The 18,783-nt window shown below is 57.8% G+C and carries 25 protein-coding genes; 17 read left to right on the plus strand and 8 right to left on the minus strand.

What is annotated here, in order from left to right; all coding sequences use genetic code 11:
* Nucleotides 1-67: 67 nt before the first annotated feature.
* The 3 genes from GF108_RS06725 to GF108_RS06735 form a co-directional block, all read right to left on the minus strand.
* A complete protein-coding gene (locus GF108_RS06725) occupies nucleotides 68-322 on the minus strand; it encodes a GlsB/YeaQ/YmgE family stress response membrane protein (RefSeq protein WP_027233233.1) in 255 nt (84 codons plus the stop codon).
* 216 nt (nucleotides 323-538) lie between these two features.
* Complete coding sequence (locus GF108_RS06730; RefSeq protein WP_027233234.1) at nucleotides 539-751, minus strand: hypothetical protein; 213 nt, start codon at nucleotides 749-751, stop codon at nucleotides 539-541.
* A 39-nt stretch (nucleotides 752-790) separates the two neighbouring features.
* Entirely contained in the window at nucleotides 791-1,093 is a 303-nt protein-coding gene (locus GF108_RS06735) for a hypothetical protein (RefSeq protein WP_091922908.1), read from the minus strand.
* Nucleotides 1,094-1,304: 211 nt separating this feature from the next.
* Here GF108_RS06735 and GF108_RS06740 point away from each other — a divergent pair, with 211 nt between their 5' ends.
* Nucleotides 1,305-2,021, plus strand: a complete 717-nt coding sequence (locus GF108_RS06740) for a response regulator (RefSeq protein WP_153667380.1) — start codon at nucleotides 1,305-1,307, stop codon at nucleotides 2,019-2,021.
* A complete protein-coding gene (locus tag GF108_RS06745; protein WP_153667381.1) occupies nucleotides 2,018-3,427 on the plus strand; it encodes a HAMP domain-containing sensor histidine kinase in 1,410 nt (469 codons plus the stop codon). Before GF108_RS06740 ends, GF108_RS06745 begins: the two co-directional genes overlap by 4 nt.
* An 18-nt stretch (nucleotides 3,428-3,445) precedes the next feature.
* Here the strand turns inward: GF108_RS06745 and GF108_RS06750 are convergent, their stop codons facing one another.
* The 4 genes from GF108_RS06750 to GF108_RS06765 form a co-directional block, all read right to left on the minus strand.
* Nucleotides 3,446-3,706: a hypothetical protein gene (locus GF108_RS06750; protein ID WP_210386062.1), complete on the minus strand. Its 261-nt coding sequence runs from the start codon at nucleotides 3,704-3,706 to the stop codon at nucleotides 3,446-3,448.
* A 156-nt stretch (nucleotides 3,707-3,862) separates the two neighbouring features.
* Entirely contained in the window at nucleotides 3,863-5,434 is a 1,572-nt protein-coding gene (locus tag GF108_RS06755; protein WP_246663877.1) for a S10 family peptidase, read from the minus strand.
* A 103-nt stretch (nucleotides 5,435-5,537) separates the two neighbouring features.
* Nucleotides 5,538-5,774, minus strand: coding sequence for a hypothetical protein (locus GF108_RS06760; protein WP_153667382.1), 237 nt, complete (start codon nucleotides 5,772-5,774; stop codon nucleotides 5,538-5,540).
* A 198-nt stretch (nucleotides 5,775-5,972) separates the two neighbouring features.
* Nucleotides 5,973-7,070, minus strand: coding sequence for a hypothetical protein (locus GF108_RS06765; RefSeq protein WP_153667383.1), 1,098 nt, complete (start codon nucleotides 7,068-7,070; stop codon nucleotides 5,973-5,975).
* A 478-nt stretch (nucleotides 7,071-7,548) separates the two neighbouring features.
* On the opposite strand from GF108_RS06765, the gene GF108_RS06770 reads away from it, so the two are divergent.
* The 9 genes from GF108_RS06770 to GF108_RS06810 all read left to right on the plus strand — a co-directional run bounded on the left by GF108_RS06770 (nucleotide 7,549) and on the right by GF108_RS06810 (nucleotide 14,125).
* The gene (locus GF108_RS06770; RefSeq protein WP_153667384.1) at nucleotides 7,549-8,781 is read left to right on the plus strand and encodes a site-specific integrase; all 1,233 of its coding nucleotides are present in this window, start codon (nucleotides 7,549-7,551) and stop codon (nucleotides 8,779-8,781) included.
* Nucleotides 8,782-8,971: 190 nt separating this feature from the next.
* Nucleotides 8,972-9,160 (plus strand): hypothetical protein, encoded by a 189-nt coding sequence (locus tag GF108_RS06775; RefSeq protein ID WP_153667385.1) that lies wholly within the window; start codon nucleotides 8,972-8,974, stop codon nucleotides 9,158-9,160.
* Nucleotides 9,161-9,376: 216 nt separating this feature from the next.
* Nucleotides 9,377-9,856, plus strand: coding sequence for a helix-turn-helix domain-containing protein (locus GF108_RS06780; RefSeq protein WP_172982581.1), 480 nt, complete (start codon nucleotides 9,377-9,379; stop codon nucleotides 9,854-9,856).
* Nucleotides 9,825-10,433 carry a hypothetical protein gene (locus tag GF108_RS06785; RefSeq protein ID WP_153667387.1) on the plus strand — a complete coding sequence of 203 codons (609 nt, stop codon included), beginning with the start codon at nucleotides 9,825-9,827 and terminating at the stop codon, nucleotides 10,431-10,433. The genes GF108_RS06780 and GF108_RS06785 overlap by 32 nt, the downstream gene beginning before the upstream one ends.
* Nucleotides 10,434-10,488: 55 nt before the next feature.
* Nucleotides 10,489-10,731 carry a hypothetical protein gene (locus GF108_RS06790; RefSeq protein ID WP_153667388.1) on the plus strand — a complete coding sequence of 81 codons (243 nt, stop codon included), beginning with the start codon at nucleotides 10,489-10,491 and terminating at the stop codon, nucleotides 10,729-10,731.
* Nucleotides 10,728-11,180 (plus strand): ATP-binding protein, encoded by a 453-nt coding sequence (locus GF108_RS06795; protein ID WP_153667389.1) that lies wholly within the window; start codon nucleotides 10,728-10,730, stop codon nucleotides 11,178-11,180. Before GF108_RS06790 ends, GF108_RS06795 begins: the two co-directional genes overlap by 4 nt.
* Nucleotides 11,181-11,443: 263 nt before the next feature.
* Complete coding sequence (locus GF108_RS06800) at nucleotides 11,444-12,052, plus strand: hypothetical protein (RefSeq protein ID WP_153667390.1); 609 nt, start codon at nucleotides 11,444-11,446, stop codon at nucleotides 12,050-12,052.
* Nucleotides 12,052-13,275 (plus strand): hypothetical protein, encoded by a 1,224-nt coding sequence (locus GF108_RS06805; RefSeq protein ID WP_153667391.1) that lies wholly within the window; start codon nucleotides 12,052-12,054, stop codon nucleotides 13,273-13,275. The genes GF108_RS06800 and GF108_RS06805 overlap by 1 nt, the downstream gene beginning before the upstream one ends.
* 130 nt (nucleotides 13,276-13,405) lie before the next feature.
* Entirely contained in the window at nucleotides 13,406-14,125 is a 720-nt protein-coding gene (locus GF108_RS06810; RefSeq protein ID WP_153667392.1) for a hypothetical protein, read from the plus strand.
* A 186-nt stretch (nucleotides 14,126-14,311) separates the two neighbouring features.
* On the opposite strand, the gene GF108_RS06815 is transcribed toward GF108_RS06810, so the two are convergent.
* Nucleotides 14,312-14,728, minus strand: coding sequence for a response regulator (locus GF108_RS06815; protein WP_153667393.1), 417 nt, complete (start codon nucleotides 14,726-14,728; stop codon nucleotides 14,312-14,314).
* A 385-nt stretch (nucleotides 14,729-15,113) separates the two neighbouring features.
* On the opposite strand from GF108_RS06815, the gene GF108_RS06820 reads away from it, so the two are divergent.
* The 6 genes from GF108_RS06820 (at nucleotide 15,114) to GF108_RS06845 (ending at nucleotide 18,504) form a co-directional block, all read left to right on the plus strand.
* Nucleotides 15,114-15,707: a hypothetical protein gene (locus tag GF108_RS06820; protein ID WP_153667394.1), complete on the plus strand. Its 594-nt coding sequence runs from the start codon at nucleotides 15,114-15,116 to the stop codon at nucleotides 15,705-15,707.
* A gap of 262 nt (nucleotides 15,708-15,969) precedes the next feature.
* Complete coding sequence (locus GF108_RS06825) at nucleotides 15,970-16,179, plus strand: cold-shock protein (protein WP_003567907.1); 210 nt, start codon at nucleotides 15,970-15,972, stop codon at nucleotides 16,177-16,179.
* 124 nt (nucleotides 16,180-16,303) lie between these two features.
* Nucleotides 16,304-16,528 carry a hypothetical protein gene (locus GF108_RS06830; protein ID WP_153667395.1) on the plus strand — a complete coding sequence of 75 codons (225 nt, stop codon included), beginning with the start codon at nucleotides 16,304-16,306 and terminating at the stop codon, nucleotides 16,526-16,528.
* A gap of 30 nt (nucleotides 16,529-16,558) precedes the next feature.
* Nucleotides 16,559-16,939, plus strand: a complete 381-nt coding sequence (locus tag GF108_RS06835) for a DUF6481 family protein (protein ID WP_153667396.1) — start codon at nucleotides 16,559-16,561, stop codon at nucleotides 16,937-16,939.
* A 92-nt stretch (nucleotides 16,940-17,031) separates the two neighbouring features.
* Nucleotides 17,032-17,307: a hypothetical protein gene (locus GF108_RS06840; protein WP_153667397.1), complete on the plus strand. Its 276-nt coding sequence runs from the start codon at nucleotides 17,032-17,034 to the stop codon at nucleotides 17,305-17,307.
* A gap of 81 nt (nucleotides 17,308-17,388) precedes the next feature.
* Nucleotides 17,389-18,504 carry a hypothetical protein gene (locus GF108_RS06845; protein WP_153667398.1) on the plus strand — a complete coding sequence of 372 codons (1,116 nt, stop codon included), beginning with the start codon at nucleotides 17,389-17,391 and terminating at the stop codon, nucleotides 18,502-18,504.
* The last annotated feature ends 279 nt before the right edge of the window (nucleotides 18,505-18,783 follow it).

An 18,783-nucleotide genomic window follows, 5' to 3' on the forward strand; every position in this document is an offset into this window, starting at 1 on the left:
CGGCGCGTGGAAATGGAAAGGCCCCCAAACGGCAGCGTTCGGGGGCCTTTTCTTTTGATCGCTTCGGTCAGGCGCGTTTGAAGGCGCGCAATATGACGAGAAGGATGATTGCGCCGATGGCGGCTGCGATGATGGCGCCGAGAATGCCGCCGCCAAGGGAAATGTTGAGGGCGGGAAACAGGTAGCCGGCAATAAAGGCGCCGATCACGCCGACAACAAGGTCGCCAACGAGGCCGAAGCCGCCGCCCCGGACAAGCTGGCTCGCGAGCCAGCCAGCAATCAAGCCCACCAGAAGAAAGATAAGAAGACCTTCTGCACCCATCTTGGAATCTCCATGAACCGGTTTCGTTATGATGGTTCGCCAGCCCCTGGATGCTTCAGTCCATGCTTGGCAGGAGAATCACCTGCCCGATGCTACGACGGCAATCGATCTTTGCACAACGAATCTTGCCAACGTGGTAACCGGCACCAGCGGCACGCAAAAATACCGGCCGCGGACTGCCACGGCCGGTATGTTTTCAAAAATTTGCAAGCGTTCTTACTGAACGGTCGTTGCAGCCGGCTTGGCAGGTACCTTCTTCGTGGTGGTCTTGTGAACCTTCTTCACGTGATGCTTTGGCATGACCTTCTGCGTCGAGGTCGAGGCGGTTGTGCTGGCTGCGGCGGCTGCATAAGCGCCTGAGCTCAGGACGGGAGCCGAGACGGCGAGGGCGACAGCGAGACCGAGAGCAGTGTAGAGGGACTTTTTCATAGCATCAGTTTCCTTTTGAAGCGGGCTTCGTGGATGCGGTCAATCGTCGACCGGCCGCACCCCAAGCAGCTTCAACGCCTGGGCGTAATCTCTAATTCCCTGCGCCTGCTTATTGCTCGCGCAGAAATTAGCCGCCTGCTTTTGAAGTGCTTTCGCCTTGGCCGCCCGTTTGGCCTCGGCATGTTCGGTGAGTGCGTGTTGAGTCTGTAGCTGAAGTTTGCCGCACAACTCTGTGCGGGTAAGTGTCTCGTCGGCGTTCGACTGTCCGGCCGAGGCGGAGAGGACGATCCCCCCGGCGAGGATGGCGGTCGAAATGGCAGTGAAGGAGTTGAAGAAAGCCATTGCGCTGTACCAGCATCCATTCTGCAAACAGTTGAAACCGACGCACCCTTTATCGGGCAGCACTGTTGCCCCGTTTTTTCTCGTTCGTGGTGTTTTGTTTCTGGAATGTTTCTGAAGCCACAATCCCGAAAATTTGCGTGGCTTTTCGGCTGCAACCGCGCGTAAGACTCGAAGTGCAATGTCAGGTCGGAAGGACTTTTGGGAATAGAACATGAAATCCGAGCCGCACATACTGATCGTCGATGACGACGATGCGATCCGCGATCTACTGCATGAGTTCCTCAAGAAGCGCGGCATGCAGGTCTCGGTCGCTCGTGACGGCGAGGAAATGCAGGCGGTCATGGCGCGCACGCCGATCGATATCCTTATCCTCGACGTTATGCTGCCCGGCAAAAGCGGTATGGAAATCTGCCGCGAGATCAGGATGCATTCGCGTGTGCCGATCATCATGCTGACGGCAATTGCTGAAACCACCGATCGCGTAGTCGGGCTGGAGATGGGGGCCGACGATTATGTCTCCAAACCATTCGATCCACGGGAATTGCTGGCGCGGGTGCGGGCAGTGCTGCGCCGCCTCGAGACGCCCGGAGCAGACCGGCGCGCGGAACCCAAGATTTACAAGTTCGCCGGCTGGAGCATGGATTGTTCGCGCCGGCGCCTCGTTTCGCCCGATGAAGTGAGGGTGGAACTTACGACGGGCGAGTTCAATCTCCTTGAGGCGCTGGTGAAGAGTTCGCAGCGCATGCTGAGCCGCGATCAGTTGCAAGAGCTTGCTGGAAGCAACACCGCCTATGGCTATGATCGCAGCGTCGACATTCTTATCAGCCGGCTAAGGCGCAAGATGGAAGACGATTCGCGATCGCCAAAGCTGATATTGACGATCCGGGGTGGCGGTTATCAATTCGTGCCGGAAGTCACGGCAGAATGAACCGCTATCTGCCCCAGTCACTGCCAAGCTGGATATTGCTTGTCCTGATCGCCGGGCTTTTGACGTCGCAAGTCGCAACCCTTTCTATCGTTGCGCGCGACCGAGCAGAAAATACTGAAATCCTTGAGTTTTTCCGGCTGAACGAACGGGCTCATACGCTGGCTAAAGTGTTTTCCGCAGTGCCGGGGGCGCAGCGCAAGCAGCTTGTCACCGCCTTTTCGAATTCAGCCAATACGATGAGCCTGTCCGCCGAGCCGGTCGTCAAGTCGGCCATTGCTGCCGACGACAGCCTGGCGGAACTGGAAGACGTTCTTGTCGCGCAGCTCCAGGAGTTCGGCGTGACCGATGCCCGCATCGGCCGGGTGCTCGCACAGGTTCCGACTGGACAACTTGCCAATACCAACGCGCCGGACGATCCCGATGCCGGCCTTATCGAGCGTCAACTCTCGGATATTGCCGAGGACTTGAGCCAGAGCGACGGCCTGGCCGCATCGATACGTTTCAACGATGGGCAATGGCTGAACTTCGTCACGCCCATCACGCCGCCCCATCCGATATTTTCGGGTCAGTCATTGCCGCTCTTCGGCGGCGTTGCCGCGGCAGTCATCGGCATGTCGATATGGGCGACGCGGCGGCTCACTGCCCCTTATCGTGCCCTTGAGCGGGCCGTGAAGCGCATTGGCGAGGATGTGAAGGCGCCGCCACTGCCAGTGATCGGCAGCAGCGAATACAAATCGGCGGCGAGGGCGGTCAACACCATGCAGGCCCAGTTGCGCGCCTATGTAGCGGACCGGGAGCAGCTTGCGGCTGCGCTCGCCCATGACCTGCGCACGCCCTTGACCCGCATCCGGCTGCGGCTCGAACTGCTACGGAACGCGCCGGTTCGCCAGCAGATTGTCCATGATCTAAACGATATCGAAGGGATAGCCCGGTCGGTCATAGACTTTGCAAGCTATGAGATCGTTGACGAGGCGCCGGAAAAAATCGACTTCTGGTCCCTTGTCGATGCGATTGCCGACAATTATTCGCAAGTCTCGTTCAAAACGCCCGTCTCCCGCGCATTTATCTGTTCGGGGCGCCCCATGGCGTTGCGGCGATGCGTGACCAATCTCATCGACAATGCAGTAACCTACGGCAGCAAGGCCCACCTTGATCTAGCGCAGCGGGATGGCGACATTGTCCTCACGATCCGGGATGAAGGCCCCGGGATCCCGGCGGAGAAGCTCGACGAGGTTTTCCAACCTTTTCGCAGGGTCGAGACGTCCCGCAACCGCCAGACCGGCGGTTTTGGCCTCGGGCTGACCATAGCGCGCAATATCGCGCGACGCAGCGGCGGTGACATTACGCTTGCAAATGATCCTGCGGGGGGTCTGCGCGCGGAATTGCGTATTCCTCGCGCTGGCTGAAGCGACGGGTCAAATCCCTCAATGCGATGTCATGAAGGTTTTGCGGATCTCGAACAGGGCCTTGGCGATGGCAATGTCGGCTTCCGATCCTGCATTCTCCGCCGTCGTTTCGACGAGTTGTTCTCCAAGCTCGGAGAGCGCGAGGGCGACGTCATATTGGTCCCAGCCGGCGCTCAGGGCCTGTCTCACAAGATCCTCGAATCCGGCACCGAGGGCTGCCTTGCATTCGGCAGCCTGGCTCAACGGATCGTCGGTTCTTTTGGGCGGCGAAATAGTCATGGCGCTGATAGTAAAGACGAATCGACGACAGGCAATCCGGCAGAAAGTGGTAGGTCTTGTTCGATTGGATTAAGTAGCGGCCGGCAACACGCAGTCGCCGTAATAAATACACCGCGTAGGAGAACGGCCCGGGGAGGAGCGCGATTTAGATCGTCACTACTCCCCTTGCACCTTTTCAACGCTCGATGAATAGAATGCCCGCGCATCGGCGCTGAGCGCCTGCCTTGAACCGGTGCGTGTATAGAACATGTGGCCGCCGCGGTAGAGCTTGAGCTCCACCCTTCCTGCGCTCAGCGTCGCCGGCAGGTGATCTATGACGTATTTGTTGATCCCGTAAGGCGTGAGCGCATCGCTGTAGCCGTGGGCCACGAGCAGGCGAAACGAAGGGATGACCGACAAAAGCTCGCGTATGTCGCCTGCCGCGCTTGCCCGTGTGCGGCCGCCGCCGTTCTCGTTCTGGCTCCATTTCCACTTTTCGTTGACGTGGTTGGCGAGCAGATTGTAGGTGAGCTCAGTCTTGAAGCCGAGTTCGTTGCGGGCGTAGCTTGCGAAGGCCGCGCCATAGGCGCGGGTAAAACCATCGAGAACCGGGTCGCCGCCCTCTTCGGAGTCGGATTCAGGATAAGGGTCCGGCGCTGCGAGCGAGGCATCATAGCGGCTGACGACTTCGGACGAGGCGCTTTTCGAGTTCTTGACATAGATGTCGGTGAGAAAGCCGCGGGCGCGCGTTACCACAGCTTCAGGTATGCCGGTCATCTGAGCGATCCGGGCATAGAGGTTTTTTGCGGCGTGGCCCGAGGGTTCGGGTCCGGAAAGGGCGACGAGATAGTCTGTCATCGCAAATTTTTCGGCCTCTGCGACAGCGGCCGGATCGAAGGCGTTCTTGCGCTCAAGCTCGCCGGCGGCAAGGGAGGGCAATTGCAGCGCCGCCCATAGCGGATAGCGCCGATCGCCGAAGAGGAGATTTCCCTCGATGAGCGGCGACAGCATGACAATGCCTGATACCAATATGCCCTGACTGTCCTTCAGCCGCGTCGCGACCTTTGCGGCGCGAAAACCGCCATAGCTTTCGCCAAGCAGGAATTTCGGCGCGGCCATGCGATCGTTCTGCCCGACGTAAAGCGCGATCGCCTTGGCGATACTGTCGGCGTCTTCGCCGATCCCGTAGAAGTCCGCAGCGACTTTGTCGTTGCTGGCGCGGCTCCATCCCGTTCCCACCGGATCGATCAGGACGAGATCGGTGAAGGCGAGCCAGCTGTCCGGATTGTCGGTAAGAGCCGGACTGGTGCCGCCTTCGCCATGCGGCCCGAACGTCAGAATGCGCGGTCCGACCAATCCAAGGTGAAGGTATGCGGACGCCGCGCCCGGTCCGCCGTTGAAGGCAAAGGTGATTGGCCGGCCGGGCGTGCGGTCGTGCGCGGCATAGGCGGTGTAGAACATCTTCGCCATCGGCTTGCCATCCTGTCCGTAAAGGACAAGCGTACCCGCGGTCGCTGTATAGGGCAGGTCGCCGGCAGCGGTTTTCAGCACGTGCTCGGTTACCGAATCTGCCGGAAGCAGGCCGAGTATGCCTGAACCGGCCGCGGCAGCGCCTGCCTCGGGGCCTGGATCGGCAGCGCTGGGATTATCGGTCTGGCTGCCCTGGGGCGCATGGTCCTGCGGGGCGGCGGGCGTTACCAGAAACAGCGACGAAAGTGCAAGGCACAAAAGAAAACGTTGGAGATACAATGGCTTCGTCCTTTGAAAACAGAAATACATGGCGAGTGTATTGCTGTTGATCGGCAGGAGGAAACTCAAACTAAATTGATCCCGGCCCGATGGCACCAGTTGGCTACAGCAAACTTTCGCTGCCGAACTCGCGGCTATATTGCTCCTGGGTGATCTCCTGCACGGTGCAGGCCTTGTATTCAGGCGTATCGAGCCCGAAACCCCGGGCGAGGCATTTGCGCTCCACCGCGCCGGCAAGCTGCCCCAACTGCCCATAGGACATTTGCTCCAGCGGCGGCCGGCTCGCGCAACCGGTGAGGGCAAAGCCGAGCAGCGCAAGCATGATAGCGGTGGCTTTCATGCGGCGAGGGTGGCGAAAAGGGGTAAATGAAGGGTTAAGCCGACGGGCAAGTCTGGCGACGCTCGCGCGGATTTGCAGCGGCCGAGGATCGCCAGTTGCAAAGACCACCAGTTCAACAATGACAGATGCGATGGCACGCGCGACATTATGGCGACGATTCCGCGCGTTTAGCAGGGTCGTGGAAACGGAAGCGGACCCTTACGGTACGTAGGTCACGGACCAAATTACGTCTATGCCGTAGTGAAAGATATCGCCTGCGTAAGCACCGGGGCAGTCCAACAGACATGTCTGATTGGCGATGCTCTCACCCCGCCCGATTGGCAGAGGGAGGCTTTGTCGACCACTCATCGCGAGATCGTCGAGAAGGACGAAATCGTTTTCTTTGCCATTGGACCAGACATCGACTCTCAACGCCTCGAATAGGCTTTCAGGTGGTTCTCGCTCCACTGTCTCGGGCCTTCCATCGTATCGGTACCCCAAAGCGTATGGCCGGTCAGTCTCACCCCAGTCATCCAACTCATCATTCGACCATTCATATCTTGGATCGGGTTTGGTCGCTCCTATTACTCCCATCTGGATTCGGGCCTCTCCCGTCGTTGCCCAATCTCCGTCATTGTAAACGTGGATCGTTGAAAACTCGACGGAAAGCTGTCGTCGCAGTGTAGTGAAAAAATAAGGGTGGGTTTTCCCCTGATAGACTTCCCATTGCCCAGAGGGGTCCATCACGAGGAATGCGAAAAAGTAGTTCTGGCCCGGCAATAGGCCAGGAAACTCCATGACGTGGTTGGTTATCAGGAGCGGTTTTGGTTCAAGCGATCCTTCCGTCAAATTGGGGTTAAACGTCGGAATCCCCTGACCATCGAATAATATCGACCCTCGGCTGACGCCGGCTTCGGCGATATAGGTTTTAACGAGCGTTACTATTTTATGCCACGACCAAGTGCCGCCAAAATCAAGCGCGTACTCCTGCACGAGCGCCTTCTCCGAGGATTTCAACCGTAAACAAAATACCGTTGCGAACGCCTGCGGTTCATACCGCTCTGTCAATGGTCCTTCACCAACCCGGGTTATGCATAGCTGATAAATCTTACCGGGGGTAAGCTTGGCGGTTAATGCGCCTCGAACGCCCGCATCTTTTGTTCCGACCCTCTCGTAGACCTTCGCTGGTCCGATCCAACCGCCTCCAATATTCTCCCAGGCTTCTTCCGACTCGTCTTTCTTGTAGTTTATGGAGGCTTCTCGTTCCCCTGGAGGATCAACGAAAATAAACTTGCTAGCAGGTGTGAGCTCGGCCATTGTGACCCCCCATCAAAAGCACGTTGAAAGTTTTAAGTCGTGCTTATCCCCTTAACAGCGACTAGTTTAGCATGAACAGTGCCTGTTCTGGCTAAAAACCGCTGCGGCGTTATCTAGCTAAGTCGTCAAACTACTGGGTTTTTTGGTGAGCGCGCAGGGATTCGAACCCTGGACCTACTGATTAAAAGTAGATAATTTTGCTTTTTCCCCCATTTTTAAGCATTTGAAACCATTGAGATTTTTCCAACAAGGCATTGAAATATTTGCACATAGTGCGGGTGTCTACGATAACAGAACCCTTCTGGACATAACAGAGCGTTTCCGTTATTTATCCCCCATATTTCCCCCAATTTTGGGGGAAGGCCTACTGACTGGTACAACCCAACCCAGCTATTTCGGCTTTTTTTGCGGAAATTGGGGGAGAATGAAATTGGGGGAGAGCGAGAAGGCTGGGCCTACTGACTAAAGGAAAGCTAACATGCCGCGCTTGAAAATGACCAAGGAATGGGCTGACGCCATCGTCGTCGATACCCGCACCGAATTTTACGACACCATCGTCCGCGACCTTGAAATGCGGGTAGAACCGCAGCCGCGCAACACCAAGACATGGTATGTGCGTTATGGCCTGGAGGGCGCCAAGAAGCGCCCGCGCTACAAGCTGGGCCGCTATCCCGATATCCCGGTATCGATTGCGCGCGAGAAGGCCAAGGCTATTGCTGGCGGTGCTGTCGAAGGCAAGGACGTGGCAGGCGAACGCAGGGCCGACAGGGCGGCGCTCACCGTCAAGCAGCTCGGTGCGCTCTACATCGAGAAGCACGCCAAACCGCACAAGAAGACGTGGAAGGGGGACGAGACGCTGCTGGAGTCGGAAGTTTATCCGGTCATTGGCAACCACAAAATCAACAAGGTGCGCCGCCGCGATCTGCTGGATATCATCGAGGCGAAATACGCCGAGGGGAAAAAGAGCCAGTCTCGCAACATCAAGGCGCTGCTGTCGAAGCTGTTTAATTGGGCACTGGCATCCGACTATATCGAAACTGCGCCATCGCTTGGCCTGAAAGCCATAGGCAAGCCCGCCAAGCGCGATCGCGTATTGGGTGATGCCGAGATCAAGGTGGTGCTGGAAGCGCTGCCCAGCGCGCCGCTAACGCAGAACATGCGCGATATCCTGCTGCTGCTTTTCTACACGGGCCAACGGGCAGGCGAGGTGGCGGGCATGCGGCGCTCGGAAATTAACGTTGCCGCAGCCGAGTGGTTGATCCCGGCGTCGCGGACCAAGAACCAGCGCCAGCATCTGGTGCCTTTGTCGAAACCGGTGCTTGCCATTGTCCAGGCCGCAATGCAGCGCACCAAGGCGAACGCGCTGTTTTCCCGGGTAGCCGAGGAGCCCATCGAATCCAATGCCGTCGCCAAGGCGGTGCGGGCGAACCTGCAAGTACTCGACGAACGCTGGACTGCGCACGACGCCCGGCGGACGTTTGTCACCGGCCTTAACGAAATGAAGGTGGCACCGCATGTCGTCGAGGCAAGCGTCAACCATGTTTCCGGCTTTCGGGCGGGCGTCGCCGGGATTTACAATCAGGCCCAATACCAGCCGGAAATCCGCAAGGCCATGATCACGTGGGCGGCGCATCTTGCCAATGTACAGGCCGGAAAGAGCAACGTCGTGCCGTTGGAAAAGACCGTTTCCAAAAAGGAGAAGCTGGCCTGAGATTGTCAACTCCACGGCAACGACTTTAGGCTGGCTTAATATCAGAAACGCAAATTTGCGCTTTTACTTGAGAAATCGTTGGTTTACTTTAATTATGCAACTATAGCCAAATTATACACAAAAATATCGGTTGAAATGCAAGTTACTCTGTGTTGGACTTTGTGAAATTCAACACGAGGGAGACGGCACCATGCGCCGGTTCATCAGTCGCAAGGAAGTTCGCAGAAGGCTGGGTGACGTTTCAGCGATGACGCTGTGGCGCTTGCAGCACCGCGGCTTGTTGCCGAAATCGGTCAATGCTCCGGGAAAGCCGCTCGACGAGGAGGAATTCGAAAAGGCCATGGAACGCATGGCCAAGGGCGTCAGCGCGCCAGTTTAAGCGTAACCGAGCATACGAAGGGTACTTTTTCGATACGGGGAGAGGACGGGGCGCGAATGCCCCGATCGCGCATAAGAAAACCCGCCCGGCGTTTGTCTGCCACCAAGGCGGGTTATCATGAAGGGACAAAATGTCTGCTTTACCAAGAGCAGGCGCAGCATAACCCTTCCGATAACCTGCGGCAAGACACACCGGGCCACCCAAAAGGCCCCTGTAATGTACAATGCCGACGACAATGCCAAGCGAAAAGCCTTCCAAGTCCGCAAAGCGATAATCTTGAAAGCCGCGCTCTATGATCGGCAAGTGAAGGCTACCGATTACCGTTTGCTCAGTATCCTGGCCGACTTTGCCAACTCGGCAACCGGCGAATGTTTTCCGTCTCATGAGACGATTGGCGATAAATGCGCAATGAAGCCGGAAGGTGTCCGCTCGGCAATGCGGCGGCTTCGGAATGAAGGCTATTTGCAATCGAGAACCGTCATGCGGCCTTTTGGCAAGGGAAAGCGCAACTACTACACTTTGCACTTGCCTGATTGCGACGCGCGCGACGCTAAGGATACGGCTGAACCGACCGCCGACCACCGGTGTGAAAATACCGGTAGTGCGAGTGACCATCGGGGCGAAAACACCACGACCACCGGTGCGAAAACACACACGACCACCGGTGCGAAAACCACGAATAACCTTAGAATCTGAACCTATCCGAAAGGAACCTATCCGAAAGGAAAATCGTGAGCAGCGTCTTTGGTCGTCATCCGCGCGCGACGAAAAACAAGAAGCTGCTGCTCAGGAAAGAAAAAATAAAAAGGCAGAGCGAGCGCGTCTGCGACACCGACAAAACAACTCCAAGCGCCTCAACGACATCCACAGCCGTATCAACCGGCTGCCGCCGCGCGTGGCGTCGAAATATGTCATCGCGCTGCGCGGCTTCGTCGCCGCCTATGCCGAAGCATTCCCGGAGCGCGCCGCCGTCACCATGGACAATTGGCGCGCGTGGCAATGGCAGGCCGTGGTGAAGGTTGCCACCGAAACCGATATCCAAACGGCGCTGGCGTTTGTCGCGCACGGCGGCTGTAAGGCAGCCAACAAGGCTAAGGCACCAAATATCGATGTGCCGCTAAAGGGCATGAAGCGCAGGGACAACGCGAAGAGCACAAATCCGCTGGCGCACACGCAACACTTTTACAGCCGATATAGCGATGCCGTGACTCCAGTGCAGAAGCGGCCACCAACGTGGGCGCGCGACCTCGACGAAACCGCAACACAGCATTGAGGGGGGAACCATGCAAGCCAAGCCAGCCAAACGAGGTCGACCAATGGAGTTCTCAGTGCGTATCACGTTGCCGCTGAGTGAAGCCATGCTCGCGGACATGGACGCGGCGCGCGCCGAAGGGGAAACGCGCGTCGACTTCATTCGCGTCGCGCTCCACAAGGAAATGCGCAAACTCAAGCGGCGGCGCGCACGCGAGCAAAAGGCGAGAGCCTGGCCGGGGGACGGCCAATTTGCGGAAATCGACACCGCGCGCCAACTCGACGAAACAACGCGGCATGGAGGGCAGGGTGTGCTATGAACCAGAACTTGCCGATTCTCAACCGCGAGACATTTCGCACCAGCCGCTTGCTCGATTTCGCATCCGAGAAGGAGTTGCAGGCACAGACCGGCCACGAGGTTGACGACTGGCCTCTCGTCGTTCTGAAAGAGCTCATGGACAATGCGCTGGACGCCTGCGAGGAGGCGGGCATTGCACCAAGCATTCACATCGACGTTGACCAGCAAGGAATTCGCGTTCGCGACAATGGCTCTGGCATCCCGGCTGCGACCGTCAAGTCGGTGCTCGACTTCACCGTCAAAGTGTCGAGCCGCGAGGCCTATGTCTCGCCGACGCGCGGCGCGCAGGGAAACGCGCTAAAGACATTGGTTGCCATGCCGTTTGTTTTATCCGGCGGAAAACAGGGGCGTATCGGGATCAGCGGCATACGATTGATTTCAACGTTGATCATATCCGGCAGGCACCGCTGATTGATTATGGCGTAGAGAACGTCGTTTGTAAAAACGGCACGGAATTCCAGGTCGAGTGGCCGGAATCAGCAAGCTCAGTTCTAGAGGATGCGGAGGACCGGTTTTTACAAATTGCCGAAAACTACACGTGGCTCAATCCTCATCTGACCCTTACCGTCGACTGGTTCGACCGAACCATCTCCTACACGGCCACCGATACCAACTGGCGCAAATGGACGCCTTCTGACCCGACGTCCCCGCACTGGTATAGCGACGAACGCTTCATGCGGCTTCTATCCGCCTACATCGCGCATGATGCCGACAATGGCCGCGACAGACCGCTGCGCGAGTTTGTCGCCGAGTTTCGCGGTCTGTCCGGCAGCGCCAAGCAGAAGCTGGTATTGGGCAGCGCCCGTCTTGAACGCGCCACCCTGTCCGGCCTCGTAAAGGACAACGCCATCGACCGCGACCGGGCGCGCCTGCTTCTGCACCACATGAAGTTGCAATCGAAGGCGATCAAACCTGCGATCCTTGGTGTGATTGGCCGCGCGCATTTCGAGAAGCGGTTCATCGAGTGTGGCTGCGAAATGGCGTCTTTCGACTATCGCAAGGTCGAGGGTTATGACGATGAGAACGTGCCCTTCATCGTCGAGACGGCATTCGGCTGGTTTGATGTCGAGAATGCGCGGCGTAGCATAATCACCGGAATCAACTGGTCACCAAGCGTTGCCGGACACCCGTTCCGCGTCATCGGCGGTTATGGCCAGAGCCTCGACGGCATTCTTGACCGCCAATATGTCCGGCGCAACGAGCCGGTGATCGTATTGCTGCATGTCTCCTGTCCGCGCGTTGAATATCTTGATCGCGGCAAATCTTCAGTAAAGGTGCGGTGATGCGCGGGAAAGCTATCCTCGATGCTATTCAAGGTGTCACCAAAAAGTGGGCCAAGCAGCGCAAGGCCGAAGAACGCGATGCCTCAGCAAGGATGAACCGCCGCAATGCGATGCTTCGCAAGGTGCGGCGTGTCACGATTAAGGACGCGGTGTGGCAAATTCTGCCGGAGGCGTGGGGTAAGGCTTCCGGTGATGGGAAGCTTCCGGCGTCGGCGCGACAGATTTTCTACGCAGCACGTCCGGCCATACTGGCAATGACGGACAAGGATAAATTCGACTATGGCTATTTCGCACAAACATTGCTTCCCGAATATATCAAGACGTACGGCGTCGATTGGGATGTCATCTACGACGCGCGCGGCAACTTCAACGAGCCGCATACCGGGTTGACCGTGCCGCTCGGCACATTGCAGGTCCGCAAGTATCTCGAAAAGGTCGAGCACCATTTGCAGCCGACCGGACTGCCGCTCATCGCCATCGACACCGAATTCCCGACAGTGGGACCGAAGAACCGCTATGGCGCGATCCTGTTCATCGAGAAGGAAGGGTTCGAGCCGCATTTCGAGGCGGCGAAAATAGCCGAGCGCTTCGATATAGGAATCATGTCAACCAAGGGCATGAGCGTGACCGCCGCGCGCTCGCTGGCCGAAAACCTGTGCTCCAAATACGATATTCCGCTGCTCGTGATGCACGATTTCGATGTTTCCGGTTTTACGATTGGCGGCACAATGGAGCATGACACCACCCGCTACCAGTTCCAGCGCGGCTTTCGTGTCATCGATATCGGCCTGCGGCTGGAGGATGCCGAAGAGCTTGAGGCGGAGGACGTGTTCTTTCCTGAGAAGACCGATCTTGCCGCCGTGGCAGCGACCTTGCGCAAATACGGGGCTTCTGACGCAGAAATTGAATTCCTGTTGCGGCGCAGGCAGCGCGTCGAATTGAACGCGATGACGTCACCGCAGTTCATTGCACATGTCGAACGCAAGCTGATCGAGAACGGGATCGGCAAGATTATTCCCGACAAGGAAACGTTGACCATCGCGGCCAAGCGGGCAGCGATGATTGCCCGGATGCAGAAGGCCATTGACGCTGTGGTCAGGGATGGCGCGGACGAAACAGCCATACCGGACGATATTGAGCACCAGTTGCGTAAGCGGCTTGAAGCTGCGCCCCAGCGCACATGGGACGATCTTCTCGTGGAAATCATGAATGGAAAACGATAGCGGATAAGCCCGGCGCGCCCGCATAGCGCCAGCACTTCACCGGAGCTCCGCAACCACCGCGACAACCTTAGTGCCATGGTAATATGATGTCATTGTTTCAAAATATTATTTGATTCTTCACGGAGCCTTCATGACGAAGCAATCGCCGCCCGGATGGGGCAATGACAGCCTGACCAAGTATCTGGACAACTATCGCGATAATCAATTCGCAACTTTCGTCGGCAAGCGTGCAGTGATCTCGGACCTGATCTTAATCGATGGCATGTACAAGCTGCTGCTCGACGGCGCGAAAAACCCAAAGCCGTTCATTCCGATGACCTTTTTTCTTCGCGCGCACTCCGCATACCGGTCAGCAACGGGAGCGGTTATGGCCGGACAGCTTTACGAAGCGCAGGCTCTTCTCCGCCTTTGCCTCGAGCACTCCTCCTATGCACTGTACATTGGTCCCGACACCGAGCGCTGGAAGCGATGGATGTCACGGCACGACAATGAGGACGCGCGGAAGGCTGTGCGTTCCGAATTTACGGCAGCGAAAATCCTCAAATGTATCACCTCGGTGGACACGAAGCTTGCGGCGTCATATGAGACACTTTACGAGCGATTGATCGATTTCGGCGCTCATCCGAACGAACATGGCTTCTCCATGTCATCCACAATACGGCGTGTAGACGGCGATTTGCACCTCGATACGGTCTATTTACACGGAGATGGAGTGCCGCTTGACCACGCTCTTCGTACTACTGGGCAGGTGGGTATATGGGGCCTGAATGCGGCGGAGCAGCTCTATGGCGAGCGCATGAAGTTGCTAAGCATCGCTGCCGACCTTGTGAAACTTCGAAAGCAATACTAGCGGAGATTGGCAAGGCCGTCGAAGCCGGATCAAGGTCAATGCCGCCCATAACCGTGCAGCTAGTTCAATATACTCTGGTGGCGTATACCCTTTGTTTCGCCAGTGCCCCTGTGTACCCCCGCACTACTGTTGGCGTCGATTGTGCCTGCGTTTCGAGGTTCTTGCTCCCCAGGACGGTGCGGCCCGTCACGCCCCGCTCGGACCAGGCTGATCAAGGTTGGGTTGGTTAAGCAGCGTCGCGAGCGCGGTTACGAGCTGCGCAGGCACAAACGGCTTGGCGATGAGGATGCTCTCCGGCACACCGTTTGCGCTCCACGCAGCGGCGCTATCGCCCGTGACGTAAATCACCGGTATTGCCGGCGCCAGCTCACGCGCCCGCCGCCCGACCTCCCAGCCATTGGGATCGCTGCCAAGCTGAACGTCGGTCACCAGTGCGCAAAATCGGGTTGCATCTCGCTCCAGCTCGGCCACCTCCTGGCCGCCATTGACGCAAGCGACAACATCGAAACCCTCGGCCCTGAGCGTCTCTTCGTTTGCCATCAGCAGAATCGATTCGTCTTCTACAAGCAGAACCAGCTGCTGCACCGAAGGTTGTTGCGTCATGGGCTTTCAAGGCTCCTGCCGGCCTCGCAAAGGCGCGCGCTCTGGCGCTCTGAAATGCATTCGAGGCAGAGTCGTTCCAAAAGGGCGGGACGCGACCGAATGGCGGGGGGTAGAGTAAAAGCTCTCGAAGGCTCTCAACGAGCGGCTAGGCGGTCGCGCGCGAACTTGCGGGCATACGGAAATTTTTCGCCGCCGCGATTTCGCGCCGAAATGCCGCCTGCAGGGCCGGTTTTAACCGGCTGGTCATCGCCGTTATCCTTGCCGTTTCGTTGTATCGCCCCTGAAACAACTCTCCTGCTATGCTGCGTCCAACCGTTGATAAGTGCCGTCCGGTGGGCCAGTGCAAAAAGCGCAACCTCCCGGCCTTCTCCGAGGAGGTTTTTTTATGGACGACGTTCTGCTTTCGCAATTTGAGGACGGTTTCCGCGCGCATTTCCGCGATCTGTCGCAGCGCATCGAGGCCTTGCAGAAACTGCAGATATCCAACAACCGCGCGCTGCATCGGCGTGAGACGGCGCAGCCGGGAGGCAGGCGCAACGTGGTTCGCGCCGGGGTTTTGAATTTCGTCAGCTCGGAGAGGCCTGACCTCGCCGTCAAGCATTGCTATCCCGATCTCGTCAAGGCGACGTCCAACCCGGCGCGCACCGACGTTGCTGGTTGGGCTACGGAACTCACGGTGGAGGACGGCGTAGATTTTCTGCTCGCCGGTAGCGCGCCGTCGCTGTTCGCGCGGCTGCTGTCGAGCGGCTTCGACATCGGTGGTGTCGGAAGGCCGGTCAGTGTTCCCTATCGCGTTCCCGGCACCTTTGTCGGCGGCTGGGTTTCCGAGGCGAGCGCAGCGCCAATCGAGCAGCTGCGGTTTGGCAGCGTCAAGCCGTCGATAGGAAAGCTCGTCTCTATGTCGACGTTTTCCAACGAACTTCGCCGAAGGTCCGTACCGACGATCGAACGCATCCTCGATGCGCAGTTACCCGGCTGACAGCCGAGCATTACAGCACTGTAGAAATCGCGGCCGAAAGCACACAATCAAAAAACGAATAACGCGATCTTCGAAAACTAAACGTTGACGAACCCGCTCCTCTGCCGTATATCCGGGTAATCGATCTTTTGCTTGCCGAGCTTTGTCTACCGCGCGATTGGCACCGCGCTTTAAGCGAACTTCCCTTTCAAAAATAGTCGGTTTTCGTCTGCGTGGCATTAGCTTCGCGGTTTCTCAACTCTATGCTTTGAAAGGGTTCATCATGACCACTGGCACAGTAAAATGGTTTAATTCCACCAAGGGCTTCGGCTTTATCCAGCCTGACAACGGCGGCGCTGACGCGTTCGTTCACATCTCTGCCGTCGAGCGCGCCGGAATGCGCGAAATCGTCGAAGGCCAGAAGATTGGCTATGATCTCGAGCGCGACATGAAGTCGGGCAAGATGTCGGCCTGCAACCTGCAGTCCGCTTAATTGGTATCTGCTTCCCTTTGACCACGGATGTACTGGCATCGCCGGAAGCAATTATCACTTTGAGGCTAGGCAGTTCGCCTAGCCTTTTTCGTTTTGGCCTCACAGCCCAGATCAAGGAAATTTAATGACGGAGACATATAGTAAATCTTGCCAGCAGGCCGAGACCGCCTTCGGCAGTCTTCAGACGGAGTTTTTCGCCAAGAACAATGCGGCGGAAGAGCTCCAATCCGTGGCTCAGGCGCGCGATGCCAAAACTGTCAGGCTGCGCGAAGCGCGGCTCGCTAAGGAGCAAGCCGATCGGATGTCTGCAACATCGGCCCTGCTTGCCAAGCGATCCAAGGCCGGCTGATCATCCCAAGTACGAAATCAGGATAAAAATTTGAGACACGCCAGAAATAACGAACTCACCGACCGACGCTCTGCTGCTGCGGAGGCCAAGGCATCTCTTCTCACAGCCTACCGAGCTGCAAAGACGGCGGACGAGCCGTCACAAGCCGCCAGACAGGCCGAGCGCGTCTCCCTTGTCGAAGCTCGTGAAGCGCGCCGTGCGGAACGGGAACGAGTTAAGCATGAGGAGCGAACCCGGCTCGAGACCCTTGCGGCTCAAGAACAGGCGGCCATCGAGGCAGTAGCCGCGGCCGAGATCGCGGCGCGACAGTCGGCCGAGAATGCCCGGATATCACGGGTTGTTCAAGATGAGGCCGCTCGCAAGGCCGAACGCGACAGACGTTATGCCGCCCGCAAGGCCCGGCAGGCTTAACGTTCAGGTACCCACCCTCCGTTGGGATGGGTCCGTGGAATCAGGGTATGATACAGTCATGCCCGAACTTACTCATTCCTTAGGAACCAACCATGGCACCGAACACAAACGAGCTGCAGGCAATCAACACGTCCTGGCAGATTGCGATCCAGGAAATCCTGCGCATGATCATCAGAGACATGTATCATGCCGGCGGCGAAGCATCATTTAACACGCATATCAAGCGGATCGAAGAAGCTGCGGTGGACAGCATCTACACGGATTTGAGACTCCGCGGCACCAACGAGTGGACCGAGATGTTGGTCAAGGAACGGGCCAGCAATTTCGTGACGACGCTCTTGACGTCCTTTACCTATGATCGTGCCTGACCACGATTCACGGTCAGCGCCGATACAACGGCCTTTACCAAGACGCAGAAGGAAGCTTTCGCCAAGACCGCAGCAGCGCAAATGGCGGCAGCGGTCGATGCGGCAGAAAATCTGCTTGGCAAAAACGAGAAGATCGACAGCGGCAAGATCAACGCGTTCCTGAAGGCCGGGGGCGTCGATCTCAACGCGGCTGCCACCGCATGGTGCGCGGGCTTCGTCAATTCGTCGCTGGCGCAGATGGGTGTCAGGGGCAGCGGCTCCAACGTTGCGACGAGCTTCAGCAACTGGGGAATCAGGGTCAATCCGCAGGAGGTAGCGCGCGGCGACGTGCTCGTCCAATCGCGCGGTCGCGCAGTGGGTCAGACGGGCGGGCACGTCGGTTTTGCCACCGGACAAGTCCGGTTTCGTGGCGGCAGACAGGAACTTGAAATGCTTTCCGGCAACTCGGCGGACGAGGTGCGCAAGTCATGGGTAAACGCCGGACAGGTACTTATCCGTCGTGCCACCGAGGGCATTTCCGTGCCAGCCGACCAGCTGAAGTCAGCGTCGCAGGCGTTTGCGCCGCCGCAGGGCGGGGATCGCACCGTCAAGGCGCGCGAGGAAAAGAAGGCCTTCGACGAGCTATACGCCACCAACCAGAAGCGGCTCGACCAGCAGCGCGAAGAAAACCAGATCAACGCCGACTGGACGCTGACCGCCGACCAGAAGGCGTTGGCGATCGCCAAGCAGGCGGAGGCGCAGAAACTCTACGACCCAGCCAAGGAACAGGGACTTACCATCGACGACAGGCTGCGCAGCCAGATCGACGCGCAGGCAACCGCCATGGCGCGCGCCGGGCTTGCCGCCGACAAACTCAAGGACTCTACCGGTGATCTTGCCACCAAGCAGAAAAAGGCAGCGGACGCCTATGCCGAGCTGAACCAAGCCTTCGCCGAGGGCATCAAATCCGGCATTACCGGCTTCATCAACGATATGCGCAATGGCGTTAGCGCCGGTGAAGCCTTCGCCAATATGCTCAAGCGCCCCGATCTTCCCTTTACACCGGACACGGTAACATCTCGGTTTGCGGTATTTTCTTACCACTGTGTTAGACTGGCAGCAACTGGAAGAATATTCTCTCGGCTAGGTACGACGCAGGGGCGGGGAATTGGTTGCCATCGCCTCGCCGAGAGAAACTTACAAGCTCAATGCCGTTGATCAGTTCGCGCACCTGACCGAAACGCTCAACCGCCTCGTTAATGGCATAGCAGGCCGGATCGACGAGCTAACGCCGTGGAAGTACCCGGAGCGAACACACGGCTGAAGTCCACTGTCGGCCCCATTGCGGACACAGGAAGTTAGATTGCTAAATGGCGAATTCGCGCCTTCCTTGTGGACATTCATCAATGTCCGCTTCGCGCCGCCGTTCAAGTCATTGACCCGGTAGCGGCCGCATCCTGAAAGCTGACATTCAAAGGGACAGCACATTCACGGTTG

It is taken from the genome of Phyllobacterium sp. SYP-B3895 (assembly GCF_009647635.1).
Lineage (GTDB): Bacteria > Pseudomonadota > Alphaproteobacteria > Rhizobiales > Rhizobiaceae > Phyllobacterium > Phyllobacterium pellucidum.

What these genes read in the sequence shown, in the direction of transcription:
- GF108_RS06725 (WP_027233233.1), bottom strand. Translation starts at nt 322, where the DNA reads ATGGGTGCAGAAGGTCTTCTTATCTTTCTTCTGGTGGGCTTGATTGCT.
- GF108_RS06730 (WP_027233234.1), bottom strand. Translation starts at nt 751, where the DNA reads ATGAAAAAGTCCCTCTACACTGCTCTCGGTCTCGCTGTCGCCCTCGCC.
- GF108_RS06735 (WP_091922908.1), bottom strand. Translation starts at nt 1,093, where the DNA reads ATGGCTTTCTTCAACTCCTTCACTGCCATTTCGACCGCCATCCTCGCC.
- GF108_RS06740 (WP_153667380.1), top strand. Translation starts at nt 1,305, where the DNA reads ATGAAATCCGAGCCGCACATACTGATCGTCGATGACGACGATGCGATC.
- GF108_RS06745 (WP_153667381.1), top strand. Translation starts at nt 2,018, where the DNA reads ATGAACCGCTATCTGCCCCAGTCACTGCCAAGCTGGATATTGCTTGTC.
- GF108_RS06750 (WP_210386062.1), bottom strand. Translation starts at nt 3,706, where the DNA reads ATGACTATTTCGCCGCCCAAAAGAACCGACGATCCGTTGAGCCAGGCT.
- GF108_RS06760 (WP_153667382.1), bottom strand. Translation starts at nt 5,774, where the DNA reads ATGAAAGCCACCGCTATCATGCTTGCGCTGCTCGGCTTTGCCCTCACC.
- GF108_RS06765 (WP_153667383.1), bottom strand. Translation starts at nt 7,070, where the DNA reads ATGGCCGAGCTCACACCTGCTAGCAAGTTTATTTTCGTTGATCCTCCA.
- GF108_RS06770 (WP_153667384.1), top strand. Translation starts at nt 7,549, where the DNA reads ATGCCGCGCTTGAAAATGACCAAGGAATGGGCTGACGCCATCGTCGTC.
- GF108_RS06775 (WP_153667385.1), top strand. Translation starts at nt 8,972, where the DNA reads ATGCGCCGGTTCATCAGTCGCAAGGAAGTTCGCAGAAGGCTGGGTGAC.
- GF108_RS06780 (WP_172982581.1), top strand. Translation starts at nt 9,377, where the DNA reads ATGTACAATGCCGACGACAATGCCAAGCGAAAAGCCTTCCAAGTCCGC.
- GF108_RS06795 (WP_153667389.1), top strand. Translation starts at nt 10,728, where the DNA reads ATGAACCAGAACTTGCCGATTCTCAACCGCGAGACATTTCGCACCAGC.
- GF108_RS06800 (WP_153667390.1), top strand. Translation starts at nt 11,444, where the DNA reads ATGCGGCTTCTATCCGCCTACATCGCGCATGATGCCGACAATGGCCGC.
- GF108_RS06805 (WP_153667391.1), top strand. Translation starts at nt 12,052, where the DNA reads ATGCGCGGGAAAGCTATCCTCGATGCTATTCAAGGTGTCACCAAAAAG.
- GF108_RS06810 (WP_153667392.1), top strand. Translation starts at nt 13,406, where the DNA reads ATGACGAAGCAATCGCCGCCCGGATGGGGCAATGACAGCCTGACCAAG.
- GF108_RS06815 (WP_153667393.1), bottom strand. Translation starts at nt 14,728, where the DNA reads ATGACGCAACAACCTTCGGTGCAGCAGCTGGTTCTGCTTGTAGAAGAC.
- GF108_RS06820 (WP_153667394.1), top strand. Translation starts at nt 15,114, where the DNA reads ATGGACGACGTTCTGCTTTCGCAATTTGAGGACGGTTTCCGCGCGCAT.
- GF108_RS06825 (WP_003567907.1), top strand. Translation starts at nt 15,970, where the DNA reads ATGACCACTGGCACAGTAAAATGGTTTAATTCCACCAAGGGCTTCGGC.
- GF108_RS06830 (WP_153667395.1), top strand. Translation starts at nt 16,304, where the DNA reads ATGACGGAGACATATAGTAAATCTTGCCAGCAGGCCGAGACCGCCTTC.
- GF108_RS06840 (WP_153667397.1), top strand. Translation starts at nt 17,032, where the DNA reads ATGGCACCGAACACAAACGAGCTGCAGGCAATCAACACGTCCTGGCAG.
- GF108_RS06845 (WP_153667398.1), top strand. Translation starts at nt 17,389, where the DNA reads ATGGCGGCAGCGGTCGATGCGGCAGAAAATCTGCTTGGCAAAAACGAG.